This is a genomic window from Sphingobacterium sp. LRF_L2 (assembly GCF_965644235.1).
Classification (GTDB): domain Bacteria; phylum Bacteroidota; class Bacteroidia; order Sphingobacteriales; family Sphingobacteriaceae; genus Sphingobacterium.
This window is the reverse complement of sequence record NZ_CBFFRI010000006.1, coordinates 335,547-348,546: the sequence shown is the minus strand read 5'-3', so window position 1 is coordinate 348,546 and position 13,000 is coordinate 335,547. Positions and strand designations below refer to the sequence as shown.

Annotated in this window: 15 protein-coding genes; all 15 read right to left on the bottom strand. The window is 39.3% G+C overall.

The window, feature by feature from the left end; genetic code table 11:
• Positions 1–68 precede the first annotated feature (68 nt).
• The gene (gene rplP / locus ACSZOX_RS14270) at positions 69–491 is read right to left on the bottom strand and encodes a 50S ribosomal protein L16 (protein WP_437920723.1); all 423 of its coding nucleotides are present in this window, start codon (positions 489–491) and stop codon (positions 69–71) included.
• A gap of 59 nt (positions 492–550) precedes the next feature.
• Entirely contained in the window at positions 551–1,348 is a 798-nt protein-coding gene (gene rpsC / locus ACSZOX_RS14265) for a 30S ribosomal protein S3 (RefSeq protein WP_437920722.1), read from the bottom strand.
• 12 nt (positions 1,349–1,360) lie between these two features.
• A complete protein-coding gene (rplV, locus tag ACSZOX_RS14260; protein ID WP_437920720.1) occupies positions 1,361–1,792 on the bottom strand; it encodes a 50S ribosomal protein L22 in 432 nt (143 codons plus the stop codon).
• A 7-nt stretch (positions 1,793–1,799) separates the two neighbouring features.
• Positions 1,800–2,066: a 30S ribosomal protein S19 gene (rpsS, locus tag ACSZOX_RS14255; RefSeq protein ID WP_037498931.1), complete on the bottom strand. Its 267-nt coding sequence runs from the start codon at positions 2,064–2,066 to the stop codon at positions 1,800–1,802.
• Entirely contained in the window at positions 2,066–2,893 is an 828-nt protein-coding gene (rplB, locus tag ACSZOX_RS14250; RefSeq protein ID WP_437920719.1) for a 50S ribosomal protein L2, read from the bottom strand. The genes rpsS and rplB overlap by 1 nt, the downstream gene beginning before the upstream one ends.
• Positions 2,894–2,899: 6 nt before the next feature.
• Positions 2,900–3,190, bottom strand: coding sequence for a 50S ribosomal protein L23 (gene rplW / locus ACSZOX_RS14245; RefSeq protein WP_093364177.1), 291 nt, complete (start codon positions 3,188–3,190; stop codon positions 2,900–2,902).
• Between the two features lies 1 nt (position 3,191).
• Positions 3,192–3,821 carry a 50S ribosomal protein L4 gene (rplD, locus tag ACSZOX_RS14240; RefSeq protein ID WP_437920718.1) on the bottom strand — a complete coding sequence of 210 codons (630 nt, stop codon included), beginning with the start codon at positions 3,819–3,821 and terminating at the stop codon, positions 3,192–3,194.
• Positions 3,822–3,826: 5 nt separating this feature from the next.
• Positions 3,827–4,444: a 50S ribosomal protein L3 gene (gene rplC, locus ACSZOX_RS14235; protein WP_437920717.1), complete on the bottom strand. Its 618-nt coding sequence runs from the start codon at positions 4,442–4,444 to the stop codon at positions 3,827–3,829.
• Positions 4,445–4,768: 324 nt separating this feature from the next.
• Positions 4,769–5,128, bottom strand: coding sequence for a CoA-binding protein (locus ACSZOX_RS14230; RefSeq protein ID WP_437920716.1), 360 nt, complete (start codon positions 5,126–5,128; stop codon positions 4,769–4,771).
• A 14-nt stretch (positions 5,129–5,142) separates the two neighbouring features.
• Complete coding sequence (locus ACSZOX_RS14225) at positions 5,143–6,282, bottom strand: serine hydrolase domain-containing protein (protein WP_437920812.1); 1,140 nt, start codon at positions 6,280–6,282, stop codon at positions 5,143–5,145.
• Between the two features lie 339 nt (positions 6,283–6,621).
• Positions 6,622–8,268: a 2-oxo acid dehydrogenase subunit E2 gene (locus ACSZOX_RS14220; RefSeq protein ID WP_437920715.1), complete on the bottom strand. Its 1,647-nt coding sequence runs from the start codon at positions 8,266–8,268 to the stop codon at positions 6,622–6,624.
• A 45-nt stretch (positions 8,269–8,313) separates the two neighbouring features.
• Positions 8,314–9,309, bottom strand: a complete 996-nt coding sequence (gene pdhA / locus ACSZOX_RS14215; RefSeq protein WP_437920714.1) for a pyruvate dehydrogenase (acetyl-transferring) E1 component subunit alpha — start codon at positions 9,307–9,309, stop codon at positions 8,314–8,316.
• A 141-nt stretch (positions 9,310–9,450) separates the two neighbouring features.
• Positions 9,451–10,845, bottom strand: coding sequence for a histidine--tRNA ligase (gene hisS / locus ACSZOX_RS14210; RefSeq protein ID WP_437920713.1), 1,395 nt, complete (start codon positions 10,843–10,845; stop codon positions 9,451–9,453).
• 42 nt (positions 10,846–10,887) lie between these two features.
• Positions 10,888–11,640 (bottom strand): ribonuclease III, encoded by a 753-nt coding sequence (gene rnc / locus ACSZOX_RS14205; RefSeq protein WP_437920712.1) that lies wholly within the window; start codon positions 11,638–11,640, stop codon positions 10,888–10,890.
• Between the two features lie 84 nt (positions 11,641–11,724).
• Positions 11,725–12,978, bottom strand: a complete 1,254-nt coding sequence (gene fabF, locus ACSZOX_RS14200) for a beta-ketoacyl-ACP synthase II (RefSeq protein ID WP_437920711.1) — start codon at positions 12,976–12,978, stop codon at positions 11,725–11,727.
• Between the last annotated feature and the right edge of the window lie 22 nt (positions 12,979–13,000).

The window sequence follows — 13,000 nt, the reverse complement described above, 5'->3', positions numbered from 1 at the left end:
AATTTTGTTTATATGAAGCCTTGTGGGTAACGGCCACAAGGCTAAACTATTGACATTACCAACGATTTTTATGCTTCTACGTAATCTCTACGTAAAACAAACTTAGTTTGAACCGGCAGCTTTTGAGCAGCTAAACGTAATGCTTCTTTGGCAACTTCCAAAGGCACACCTTCTGCTTCAAATAACATACGGCCTGGGCGTACTACCGCTACCCAGTATTCTGGAGCACCCTTACCTTTACCCATACGTACCTCTGCAGGTTTTTTCGTAACAGGTTTATCAGGGAAGATACGGATCCACACTTGACCTTCACGTTTCATAAAACGTGTAACGGCGATACGTGCAGCCTCTATCTGACGGCTAGTGATCCATGCTGACTCCAGCGATTTGATACCGAAAGAACCGAAAGCTAATTCCGCTCCACGAGAAGCGTTACCTTTCATGCGGCCTTTCTGCATCTTTCTGAACTTCGTTCTTTTTGGCTGTAACATGTTCGTATTTTATTTAATCCGCCCGTTGGCGGACATTTGTTGTAATCTATTAAACTTAATTAACCTCTATTTGCACCACCACGGTTATTTCCACCACGGTTATTATTTCCACCACGGTTATTTCCACCACGACCACCTTTACGATTATCGCGTTCGCGACGTTCACCGCCTTCGTTGCCAGTACGTGTTTTTGTGTTAGATGTTTGGCCGATATTAGGCGATAAGTCACGTTTGCCGTAAACTTCACCTTTACATATCCAAACCTTAACACCAATTTTACCGTAAGTAGTCAATGCTTCTGCTAATGCGTAATCGATATCTGCACGCAATGTGTGAAGAGGAGTTCTTCCTTCTTTATACTGTTCAGTACGAGCCATTTCAGCACCACCTAAACGACCAGAACACATTACTTTAATACCTTCAGCACCCATACGCATTGTTGAAGCAATTGTTGTTTTCATTGCGCGACGGAATGAAATACGAGCTTCAAGTTGTTTAGCAATGCCTTCTGCCACCAATTTCGCATCTAACTCAGGGCGTTTGATCTCGAAGATATTGATTTGAACGTCTTTCTTCGTCAATTTCTTCAACTCTTCTTTAATCTTGTCAACCTCTTGACCACCTTTACCGATAACGATTCCTGGACGTGCAGTATGGATAGTAACAGTGATACGTTTTAAAGTTCTTTCGATAACAACTTTTGCTACGCCACCTTTTGCGATACGTACAGAAAGATATTTTCTGATTTTTTCGTCCTCAACTAACTTATCAGAATAGTTGTTGCCTCCGAACCAATTAGAATCCCATCCTTTGATGATACCTAATCTGCTACCTATTGGATTTGCCTTTTGTCCCATTCTTATACTAAATTAGTTGTTAACGTTGTTTAAACTATCTACGACCAAAGTCACGTGATTTGAACGCTTGCGAATTCTATAACCGCGACCTTGAGGCGCTGGACGTAATCTTTTCAATTGACGGCCTCCACCTACAGATATCTCTTTTACAAATAAAGCACTGCCTTCTAAAGAAGCTCCTTCATTGCTAGCTTCCCAGTTTTTAATAGCTGATAATAATAATTTTTCAACACGTGCAGCAGCTTCTTTACTTGAATGTTTCAAGATATAAAGAGCGTTCTCTACTTTTTCACCACGGATAAGATCTACCACCAACCGCATTTTACGCGGTGAAGTAGGGCAGTTCAATAACTTGGCAGTAGAAGCTCCTCCTACTTGAGCTTTTTCCTGCTCTTTGCGCTGTCTGATAAGGACAGACTTCTTAAGTTTCTTTGTTGCTTCCATTACCTAATTATTTTTTCTTTTCTGCGTGGCCTTTAAATGTACGCGTAGGCGCAAATTCACCAAGCTTGTGACCTACCATATTTTCTGTTACATACACAGGAATAAATTTGTTCCCGTTGTGCACTGCGAAGGTATGGCCAACAAAATCAGGAGAAATCATTGATCTACGAGACCAAGTTTTGATTACTGATTTTTTGTTTGTTTCATTCATAGAAAGAACTTTTCTTTCTAAGTTGTGATCGATATAAGGACCTTTTTTAATTGAACGAGCCATTATTTTTTCCTTCTCTCAATGATGTAACGATTCGATGTTTTCTTCTTGTAACGTGTTTTAAAGCCTTTAGCTAACACACCTGTACGTGAGCGTGGGTGACCTCCCGAAGTACGACCTTCACCACCACCCATAGGGTGATCTACTGGGTTCATCGCAACACCACGAACGCGAGGACGACGACCTAAGTGACGTTTACGACCCGCTTTACCTAATACTTGGTTTGCTTTCTCAGCATTAGATACTGAACCTATTGTAGCAACACAAGTCAATAAAATCATACGAGTCTCACCTGAAGGCAATTTGATGATGGCATACTTACCGTCACGAGCTGACAATTGCGCATATGTTCCTGCAGAACGTGCAATTGAACCTCCTTGACCTGGGTTCAATTCAATGTTGTGGATGATCGAACCTAGCGGAATATTAGCAAGTGGCAATGTATTACCAACTTCTGGGGCTACTTTATCACCTGCAATTACTGTCTGTCCAACTGTTAAACCAGCTGGAGCTACGATGTAACGTTTCTCACCGTCTGCGTAATGCAACAAAGCAATACGAGCAGTACGGTTCGGATCGTACTCAATAGTAGCTACTTTTGCAGGGATATCTTTTTTATCGCGTTTGAAATCTATTAATCGGTATGTTTTTTTGTGTCCCCCACCGATATAACGCATAGTCATTTTACCGGATTTATTACGTCCACCTGATCTCTTGTTGCTACCTACTACCAACGACTTTTCAGGAACGTTTGTAGTAATATCAGAGTAGTCTGCACCCACTCTGAAACGCGTACCAGGGGTTACCGGTTTGAATCTTTTAACTGCCATTTCTTATTATAGTGTACTGTAAAAGTCAATAGTTTCGCCATCTTTCACCGTGATGATGGCTTTTTTATACTTAGGGCTTCTTCCAGAAACGAAACCAGCTTTCGTGTAACGGCTCTTTGCTTTACCAGCTACTACCGCAGTATTTACTGCTAATACAGTAACACCGAACATTTCTTCTACAGCTTGTTTAATCTGGATTTTATTAGCTCTGTGGTCAACTTTGAAAGCATAACGATTCAATTTCTCCGTCAATAACGAAGCTTTCTCAGTCAAAATAGGTTTTTTGATAATTTCCATATTACTTAGCGAATGCTTCCTCCAAAGTTTTAACAGAATCCGCAGTTAACAAAAGTTTTGTTGCATTCAACACATCGTAAGTGTTCAAATCTGAAGCTGCGATTACTTTTGCTTTCTTCAAGTTTCTGCTTGATAAATAAACATTGTTATCGTATGCTGGCAAAACCAATAAGGTTTTCTCGTCAGCTACGTTCAACGCGTTGATCAAAGACACATAGTTTTTAGTTTTGATGGATTCGAAGCTTACTGCATCTAACACCAAAATATTGTTCTCTTGTGCTTTATAGCTCAATGCTGATTTACGTGCTACTTGCTTCAATTTTTTGTTCAATTTGAAACTATAGTCACGTGGTTGAGGACCGAATACACGACCACCACCATTAAACAATGGAGATTTGATAGAACCCGCACGAGCACCACCAGTACCTTTTTGTTTATGCAATTTACGCGTAGAACCCGCGATTTCATTACGTTGTTTAGATTTGTGAGTTCCTTGGCGTTGGTTCGCTAAGTATTGTTTCACATCCAAATAGATCGCATGGTCGTTAGGCTTTACACCGAATACTGACTCAGGCAGTTGCACCTTGGCACCTGTTTCTTTACCTGATAAATTTAATACGTTAACTTCCATCTCTACTATTTGTCTACGATTACATATGAACCTTTAGCTCCTGGAATGGAACCACTAACAACAATTAGGTTTTGATCAGCATAAACTTTCAAAATCTGTAAGTTTTGAACTTTCACTCTATCACCACCTGTACGACCCGCCATGCGCATTCCTTTGAATACACGTGAAGGCCAAGAAGAAGCACCTAGTGAACCTGGAGCACGTAGTCTGTTGTGCTGACCGTGAGTCGCACCACCTACACCACCAAATCCGTGACGCTTCATTACACCTTGGAAACCTTTACCTTTAGAAGTACCGACTACATCTACGTACTCACCTTCAGCAAAGATAGTCACATCCACGATGTCACCTAGTTGTTTCTCGTCTTCAAAAGTTTTGAATTCAACTAGCTTACGCTTAGGAGCCACTCCTGCTTTTGCAAAGTGTCCTTTTAAAGGAGCTGTCGTATTCTTTTCCTTAGCATCATCATAACCAAGTTGAAGAGCCGCATAGCCATCCTTTTCTACCGTACGTATCTGCGTTACCACGCACGGCCCAGCCTCAATTACTGTACAAGGGATATTCTTCCCTTCCGCATCGAACAGGCTGGTCATTCCTACTTTTTTACCAATAATTCCTGACATGTTATAAATAAATTAATTAAAAGTCCATCGAAGCAGTAGGGCTTCGCTCAAGACATACTTTCCCCATAAAGGGATTGCAAAATTACAAACATTTTTATAACTATCAAATAATTAAAGGATTATTTTTAACTTTTTTCTTTTCACAATATAAAATCATCGGACTATAGCAATGCGTTATCCGATTTGTGCCATGGAAAACGCACCGCTTACAAATTGTAATTTCTATAAGAAGTACAAGAAATGCGAGTACATCCTCGACATAAATTAAGCAAAAAGTGCCCTACACTGACATGCAAGGCACCCTATTTTTTACAAAAAAATATTTTAATATTGCCCCGTGTTAAGCATAACTAATGTACAAGCATCTAAACTCGCTATACCAGCAGCCTCCAACCTAGCTCGAAGTTCGAGATTCTCAGTACCCGGATTAAAAATTACTCGTTTAGGACGTGTCTCCAAAATATAATCATAGTATACCTCTTGATTCAAGGGCCCCACATATAAAGTAATAGTATCAATATCCGTATACACCTCTCCCATTTCTTCGATGTCCACCCCTGCAACTTTACCTCGCTTACGGCCTACATTGACGATAGGATAACCTTTCCTAACCAACTTATTTGCGACCAAATAAGCATAACGTGCTGGGTTCGTACTTGCGCCTAATATAAGTGTCTTTTTCATACATCATTTATAAGTTAGTTAACAACAAAATCTCCATTTGCATTATATGCATTTTGTCTCAAAATAGGCATTTTTAAGATTTTATACAAATCATCTAATTTCACCAGACTACCGTTCGCCATATTCGACAGAAATACGATCGTAATATCGTCAGTAAGATCACGTACGTAGAGGTTTCTAAACCCATGCCACCACCCCGTATGGTACACGATCTGTGCTTGTTTTGGTGAAAAAGTACGCCAACCATAACCGTAACTAAATAAGCTGCGCTTAGCATCGCTACGAGGCACATATGCAGAGTCCAAAACTTGTTTTTGCAAAATACGTCCTTCTTTTAACGCTAAATCTAGTAAAAACAAATCCTGAACAGTACTGTAAATACCTTTATCACCAACTGGACCATCAAGAAAATTCTGCACAACAGATCTTCTCCAGACTTTATCATGCCCTACAACATCTGTGGGGATTTTTTCGTATACAGCTTTAGAAAGCACAGCCGTATTTTTCATACCTGCAGGATCAAAAACAGTTTCCTTCATGTATGTAGCAAAATCCTTACCGGTAACCTTTTCAATAATAGACCCCAAAACCATAAAATTAGAATTATTATAAAGGAAGCGTCCGTTTGGGGCTCCGTATCTAGGAGGCTTATGTTCTATAAGTAAATTCATAGCATCCATATTAGTCATACCTTTCTTCTTATCCTTCCAAACCTCCTCCGAAAAATAAACGTAATTTGGCAAACCACTGCGATGAGTTAACAACATTTCAACAGTCACACCTAGGTACGGAAATTCTGGAAAAAAATCATTGACTGTTTGATTTAGTCGTAGTTTGCCTTGTTCGACCAATTTCAATATACCTATAGCTGTAATAGGCTTAGAAACCGATGCTAGTTCAAACTTTGAGGTTATTTTTAAACTATCTTTGCGAAGATAATCTGCCCATCCGAAGGACTTCTGATAAATAATCTTCCCCCCTTTTGCAATTAATACATTACCATTAAATGCAGATTTAACATGCAATTTCTGCATGAAAGCATCAATTAGCGGATCCTCATCTACTGGGTTGTACACAAGAGATATACTATCTTTTTCATCTTGCCTTTGTACAATTTCCTCTTGTCTTTTTTTTGGGGAAGAACAAGCGTACATTCCCACAGCACCAATTAAGATTAAAATAAAAAAATTTACTCTCACTATTACTACCTCAAATATTACGTTTTACCTAAAAATGCAGAATTACCCAAAATAGTATTTATTACCAGAAATAACAATAAAAAGAATAAAGAAAACTATTTACAGCATATTTTTTACAGAGAAACAATCCCCAACCATTACTTAAGTTCTTTAACCAGTATTGTTTAAAAAAAAAAAAAACAATACTTTAATCAATACTAATATTTTAATAAAAATTAAATCACACTTACTTAAAACATAAAAAGCCCTTTAGTAAGACTAAAGGGCTAAAATCATTAAATATTTTACCAGTGACTAAGCTAACAAGCGAATAGGCGCTTCCAACAATCCTTTTAGAGTTTGAAGAAAAGCTGCTCCAGTTGCACCATCAACAACACGGTGATCACAACCTAACGTCAACTTCATAATATTACCAGGAACAACAGACCCATCTTTAACAACAGGAACTTGTTGAATAGCTCCTACAGAGAGAATAGCACCGTCTGGAGAATTGATAATCGACGTAAATTCATCTATACCAAACATACCTAAGTTCGAAACCGTAAAAGTAGAACCTTCCCAATCAGCAGGTTGTAATTTCTTAGCCTTTGCTTTCTGCCCATACTCTTTTACCTCAGCGGAAATATGAGAGAGCGATTTTCCATCAGCAAAACGAACTACAGGAACCAACAAGCCATCTTCTACCGCCATGGCGACACCTACATTAACATGCTCATTAAAACGAATCTTATCACCTCTCCAAGAAGAGTTGACTGCAGGATGTTGCTTCAAAGCAACCGCTACAGCTTTAATAACAATATCGTTAAAGGAAACTTTTACAGGAGCAACTGTATTAATCTGTCCACGTGCAGCTATCGCATTATCCATATCAATTGAGATCGTCAAATAGAAATGAGGAGCCGTAAACAAGGATTCACCAAGACGTCGAGCAATTGTTTTACGCATTTGTGAAACATTTTGCTCTGTATATTTTTCTTCACCAATAAACTGAGGTAAAGTAATAGACTTCGTTTCAGATACAGGAGCAGAAGACGAAGCAACTTTTGGAACTTCTGTTTTTGCAGAAGGCACAAATCCTTCAACATCTTTCTTTACAATACGTCCTCCATCAGCAGACCCCTTCACATCATTTAAATTAATCCCTTTATCTTTCGCAATTTTACGAGCTAAAGGTGACGCTTTTACACGAGAGTCGTCCTGATTTACTTTATTATCCTCTATTGCAGCAGGATTACTCTCAGCCTTTGCGACAGACGATTCATCTTTAGAGGTTGATTCTTTCGCAGAAGTACCAACACTAGATTTCTGATTTAATAAAGGTGTGATATCTGTTCCAGCAGGCCCTACAATGGCAATAATACCATTAACTTTCGCGGCTTGACCAGCTTCAACACCTATATAAAGTAATGTACCTTCAGCGTAGGCTGTAACTTCCATAGTCGCCTTATCAGTCTCTACATCCGCAATTGCATCATCAGATTTAATTGCATCGCCGACCTTGAAATTCCATTGTGCAATGACACCTTCAGTCATAGTATCACTTAACAATGGCATTGTAATCACTGTACAACCTAAATCCTCCGCAGAAACAGCATTTGCCGTAGAAGAATCTTCAGTAGGAGTTTCAGACTTCTCTTCTTTAGTAGGCTCTTCATTTTTAACTGGTGCAGCACCACCTTCCAAAAGCGCTTTATAGTCCTCTCCTTCTTCACCCAACACAGCAATAACAGCATCAATAGCTACCGCTTCACCTTCCTTAGGTCCAATATACAACAACGTACCCTCTTGATAAGATTCGAAGTCCATTGTCGCTTTATCTGTTTCAACTTCAGCAATTAAATCGCCTGAGTTTACCTTATCACCGACTTTTTTGTGCCATTTAGCGATAACACCTTCGGTCATGGTGTCGCTCATTTTCGGCATTTTTACTACTTCAGCCATTTGTTATAGTAGATTATATCTTTAAGTTAAAGTAATTCCTTTTAATTAGTCCATCACAAAAGGATAATCCTCTTGTACATAAACATCTTTATAAATTTCAGACGCATCAGGATAAGGAGATTCTTCAGCAAATTTAACAGAAGCTTCAACAATCTTCTTAATTTCAGCATCTACCTCAGCGAACCAAGTATCATCAGCATATTCATTTTCCAAAATTGCAGCTTTTGTTGCCAATAGAGGATCTCTACCTTTGTAATCTTCAAGTTCTTCCTTTGTACGATATTTGGCAGGGTCAGACATCGAGTGACCTTTATAACGGTAAGTACGAATCTCTAAAAATGTCGGACCTTCACCTGCCCGAGCACGCTGAACAGCCTCATCCATCGCATTATGCACAGCGACAACATCCATTCCATCTACTGCTGCGCTTGGCATATCGAAACCGTGTCCCATTTTATAGATATCAATCATATTAGTTGTACGAGCTACTGAAGTCCCCATAGCATATCCATTATTCTCACAAACGAATATTACAGGCAATTTCCAAGTCATAGCCATATTCAACGTTTCGTTGAAAGCCCCTTGACGTACAGCTCCATCTCCCATATAACAGACATTCACATTCTGTGTACCCAAGTATTTTTCCGCAAATGCGATACCAGCGCCCAAAGGGATCTGACCACCGACAATACCATGTCCACCCATCATCTTATGCTCTTTCGAGAAAAAGTGCATAGAACCACCTTTACCTTTCGAACACCCAGTTATCTTCCCGAACATCTCCGCCATACAAGCATCAGCAGAAACACCTTTAGCTAAGGCATGCGCATGATCTCTATAAGCCGTTATAACTGAATCCTCTGCTTTAATAACAGACATTGTACCCGCCATAACAGCTTCCTGTCCAATGTACAAATGACAAAAACCACGGATTTTTTGCTGTCCGTATAACTGTCCTGTCTTTTCTTCGAATTTACGCATAAGCAGCATAGATCTATACCACTCTAGATATGTTTCTTTTGTTATAGGTGTTGAACTCATTTTAAAGTATTGAATTTCTTAACTAATCCGACCACAAATCTAATCATTTATAACGATATTTCGGACAATATTTCAGCGGTAAATAGTGCTTTTTTGTCACAAAAATATTTTATTCCATATTACGACTACCGCAAAAAGAAGCTATATCACCTCTTCGTTTTTCAGCAGAACCATCAACTGATCAATCTTAAGCTTTTGTTGTTCACCAGTCACCATATTCTTCAAAGATATTTCACTCGCGGAAATTTCTTCTTCTCCAACTAATAGAACATAAGGGATTCTCTTGTCGTCCGCATAGCTCATCTGTTTTTTTAATTTAGCAGTAGTCGGGTATAGTTCTGCTGCAATGCCGGAATTTCGCAACTGCAGTAAAATCGGCAATGTATACGTTTCAAAAGCTTTATCGAAATTAGTAATAAGTACTTTAGTCCCTGTAGCAGAAGAAGAAGGAAATAATTTCAATTCATCCAACACATCATAGATCCGATCCGCGCCGAAAGAAACCCCCACGCCTGTTAAATCCTTTAAACCAAACATACCTGTCAAATCATCATAACGTCCACCTCCACCTATGCTCCCCATCGACACTTCATTCGTTTTCACTTCAAAAATACATCCTGTATAATAATTTAAGCCCCTTGCTAAAGTAATATCAATTTCAACTATAGCATTTAACAAGTCCTCTCTCTTAAAGTTCACAATATAAGTAAAAACATCTTCCAACTCTTTTACTCCCTCCAAACCTATAATTGAATGTGCCAAAATTCCTTTCAAAGCTTCTATTTTTTCAATATTTGAGCCTTTTAAAAGAATAATCGGCTCCAAAACAAGCAAATCTTCGGCAGTAAAACCTCGTTCCAACAACTCGCGATTCACACCTTCAAAACCTATTTTATCTAACTTATCAATAGCTACAGTCATATCGACAATAAGCTCCGGTTTACCGATAACCTCTGCAATTCCCGACAATATCTTCCTGTTATTCACTTTAATGGTAAAATCGGACAATCCTAAACGACCTAACGCTTCCTCATAGATCAAAATGAATTCCGCTTCATTCAATAAGGATGAGGAACCAACGACATCTACATCACATTGATAAAACTCGCGATATCGACCGCGTTGCGGACGATCCGCTCGCCATACTGGCTGTATTTGAAATCTCTTAAACGGAAGCGTGAGTTCATGCTGATGCATAACAACAAAGCGCGCAAAAGGCACAGTCAAATCATACCGTAGTGCCTTTTCAGATATATATGAAATTAATTTATTAGACATTTTCGATCCTACTAGATCGTCCGGAGTTTTGGATAAAAAATCTCCTGAATTAAGAATTTTAAAAATCAATTTATCACCTTCCTCACCATATTTACCGGTCAAGGTACTTAGATTTTCAAAAGAAGGAGTTTGAATTTCATTATATCCAAATTTTTTAAAAACTGTTCGTAACGTATCAAAAATATAATTACGTCTTTCCATCTCTTGGGGAGAGAAATCACGAGTCCCTTTCGCTAATGAAGGTTTGATATTTGCCATACGGCAAAGGTAAGATATACAAATGAAAAGCGAAAGGCTAGGCTAGCGAGAAAATTCTTCTGTTTCGAATACCTTCAGGAACTCACAAGCCTTCTCCGCGGCAAGTTTTTCAGCACTTTTTTTATTAAAATCCCTTCCCAAACCACACACTGCACCATCAACCAGCACCTGCACATTGAAAAGCTTGGTTGAGTCCCCGGGCGGGTTATCAACCTGAATAAATTGTATCTCTTTTCCGAAATGTTGACACCATTCGATAAGCCTGCTTTTAAAGTTAGTTTCTGTAATCTCAAGCTTATGAATATCAACATGCGGCTTAATAATACGCGTAAGCAAAAATTCCTTAGTAAAAGTATATCCCCGATCCATATATACCGCACCTATCACTGCTTCAAAAGCATCTCCCAATAAAGAACTTTGTTTATTGGGATAACTAATCATTCGTGCATCGTATTCAATAAATTCATTAAATCCCAATTTGCGAGACAGTTGATTTAGATTCACACGACTCACTATTTTAGAGCGAAGTTCCGTAAGAAAACCTTCATCCTTGTAGGGGTACAACTTAAAAAGCAGTTCTGCGACCACAGATCCGAGCACAGCATCGCCTAAAAACTCAAGCCTTTCATTGCTATTTTTCACACCGTCTTTAATCGTAATAGCCACCGATTTATGACGAAAAGCCATTTTATACAATTTAATATTACCGGGCACAAAGCCGAGAACATTTTTAAGTTTACGGATGTAAGCCCGATTAGGGGAAAAATACAAATAATAAATTTTGGAAAAGGGCATTCTGCTATTGTATAAATAAGGAATAGGCAGTTTCTCCTCGAAACCACCTATTCCATTGTATCTAAATAATCCTCTTGAAATACATTAAGAGCGATATTTCTTCACAATGATTGAAGCATTATGCCCACCAAAGCCGAAGGTATTGCTTAAAGCAGCATTAACTACGCGTTTCTGTGCAGTATTAAATGTAAAGTTCAGGTTATTATCAATCTGCGGATCATCCGTAAAATGATTAATAGTAGGCGGAACAATATCATTTTTCACAGAAAGGATTGAAGCAATCGCTTCAATTGCCCCGGCCGCCCCCAGAAGATGTCCTGTCATGGATTTTGTCGAACTGAGATTCATTTTATAGGCATGTTCGCCAAATAAGCCGATAATAGCTTTTGGCTCACTGAGATCACCAACCGGCGTAGATGTACCGTGAAGATTGATATAATCAATATCCGAATACTTGAGCTCTGCATCCGTAACAGCCATATTCATCGCTAATTTAGCCCCCAACCCCTCGGGATGAGATGCGGTAATGTGATGAGCATCGGCACTCATACCACCACCTGCGACTTCTGCATAAATTTTAGCTCCACGTGCCAGAGCATGTTCCAGACTTTCCAGGATAATAGCCCCGGAACCTTCACCCGAAACAAAACCATCGCGATCTTTGTCAAATGGACGAGACGCCGTTTTAGGGTCGTCATTGCGGGTAGACAGCGCATGCATTGCATTAAACCCACCTATCCCAGCTTCGTTTACCGTCGCTTCCGATCCACCAGTGATAATGATATCAGCCTTACCCAACCGAATATAGTTAAAGGCATCAATCATCGCATTCGTGGCAGAGGCGCAGGCAGAAACTGCCGAAAAATTTGGCCCGTGCAAACCATAGCGCATAGAAATATGACCAGGAGCTATATCAATAAGCATCTTCGGGATAAAGAAAGGATTGAAACGAGGTGTTCCGTCTCCTCTGACAAAGTTTGTCACTTCTTCCGTAAAAGTTGTTAGCCCACCAATGCCAGCTCCCCAAATAACACCGATTCGGTTGGTATCTAGTTTTTCAAATTCAAGTCCAGCATCCTTAACAGCCTCATCTGTAGAAGCAATAGCGTACTGAACAAAAGGATCGACTTTGCGAGCCTCTTTACGATCCATAAATTCATGTGGATCAAATCCCTTCACTTCACAAGCGAATTGGGTCTTAAATTTTGATGCATCGAAATGCGTAATAGGAGCAGCGCCGCTTACACCATTAATCAATCCTTCCCAATATGCTGAGACAGTATTGCCTAGTGGTGTAAGAGCGCCCAACCCTGTTACAACTACTCTTTTAAGCTCCATTAAGTATGTTTGGCCTAATAAA

Bases quoted from the DNA above. Each gene is read 5' to 3' on its own strand.
- rplP (WP_437920723.1), bottom strand. From the start codon at position 491: ATGTTACAGCCAAAAAGAACGAAGTTCAGAAAGATGCAGAAAGGCCGC.
- rpsC (WP_437920722.1), bottom strand. From the start codon at position 1,348: ATGGGACAAAAGGCAAATCCAATAGGTAGCAGATTAGGTATCATCAAA.
- rplV (WP_437920720.1), bottom strand. From the start codon at position 1,792: ATGGAAGCAACAAAGAAACTTAAGAAGTCTGTCCTTATCAGACAGCGC.
- rpsS (WP_037498931.1), bottom strand. From the start codon at position 2,066: ATGGCTCGTTCAATTAAAAAAGGTCCTTATATCGATCACAACTTAGAA.
- rplB (WP_437920719.1), bottom strand. From the start codon at position 2,893: ATGGCAGTTAAAAGATTCAAACCGGTAACCCCTGGTACGCGTTTCAGA.
- rplW (WP_093364177.1), bottom strand. From the start codon at position 3,190: ATGGAAATTATCAAAAAACCTATTTTGACTGAGAAAGCTTCGTTATTG.
- rplD (WP_437920718.1), bottom strand. From the start codon at position 3,821: ATGGAAGTTAACGTATTAAATTTATCAGGTAAAGAAACAGGTGCCAAG.
- rplC (WP_437920717.1), bottom strand. From the start codon at position 4,444: ATGTCAGGAATTATTGGTAAAAAAGTAGGAATGACCAGCCTGTTCGAT.
- ACSZOX_RS14230 (WP_437920716.1), bottom strand. From the start codon at position 5,128: ATGAAAAAGACACTTATATTAGGCGCAAGTACGAACCCAGCACGTTAT.
- ACSZOX_RS14225 (WP_437920812.1), bottom strand. From the start codon at position 6,282: ATGTACGCTTGTTCTTCCCCAAAAAAAAGACAAGAGGAAATTGTACAA.
- ACSZOX_RS14220 (WP_437920715.1), bottom strand. From the start codon at position 8,268: ATGGCTGAAGTAGTAAAAATGCCGAAAATGAGCGACACCATGACCGAA.
- pdhA (WP_437920714.1), bottom strand. From the start codon at position 9,309: ATGAGTTCAACACCTATAACAAAAGAAACATATCTAGAGTGGTATAGA.
- hisS (WP_437920713.1), bottom strand. From the start codon at position 10,845: ATGGCAAATATCAAACCTTCATTAGCGAAAGGGACTCGTGATTTCTCT.
- rnc (WP_437920712.1), bottom strand. From the start codon at position 11,640: ATGCCCTTTTCCAAAATTTATTATTTGTATTTTTCCCCTAATCGGGCT.
- fabF (WP_437920711.1), bottom strand. From the start codon at position 12,978: ATGGAGCTTAAAAGAGTAGTTGTAACAGGGTTGGGCGCTCTTACACCA.